This window comes from Pseudodesulfovibrio pelocollis (assembly GCF_030282845.1).
In the GTDB taxonomy this organism is placed as follows: domain Bacteria; phylum Desulfobacterota; class Desulfovibrionia; order Desulfovibrionales; family Desulfovibrionaceae; genus Pseudodesulfovibrio; species Pseudodesulfovibrio pelocollis.
The window spans coordinates 1-543 of sequence record NZ_JASTWE010000133.1 but is presented as its reverse complement, the minus strand read 5'-3'; the positions used below and the strand labels follow the sequence as shown (position 1 = coordinate 543).

Sequence of the window (543 nt, the reverse complement as noted above, 5' to 3'; positions counted from 1 at the left end):
CTGGCGATGTCCTCGTCTGTAATGCCGGAGTACCGCCCGGTGACGCGCCCGGCGTCGCGCAGTTCGGCCAGGGCCTGGCTTTCGCTCAGCAGCCCGGCGGCGTAGAGCCCGGCCACGCCCTGGGCGTCGGCCGTGGCGATGGTCGCCTTGTCCGTTTCGCTGGGCTGCCACAGGGAGCGGAACTCGAAATACGCATGATCCGGCCATGGATTGCCCCACAGGTGGCGGCTGAGCACGGGCAGCAGCTTCTCGATGGCCGGGAGCAGGTCGTCGTCCTGCTGGGTGGCGATGGTGTCGTAGTAGGTGGCCATGTCCGCATCGCCGCTGGCAAACCCTTTGGGCGACTGGCCCAGCAGGCGCACCAGCGGGATGCCCGTGGCCCCGGCGATCTGCTCGCAGAACGCCTGCAGGGCGTCGTACACGCCGGCAAAGGTCCAGTTGTGGGTGGTGAACTCGTCCTCCTTGTCCAGCAGTGTGATGCCCTCGTTGGACTGCATGCGGGCGATCATGGCGAACATCTTGGTCAGCGCCGTCTCAGCCGCG

Annotated in this window: 1 protein-coding gene; it reads right to left on the bottom strand. The window is 67.6% G+C overall.

Translation table 11 applies throughout. From position 1 onward, the window contains the following. Positions 1 to 543 (bottom strand): anti-CBASS protein Acb1 family protein (locus QQS14_RS16555; RefSeq protein WP_285908119.1); only part of this gene is annotated, 543 nt, incomplete at both ends.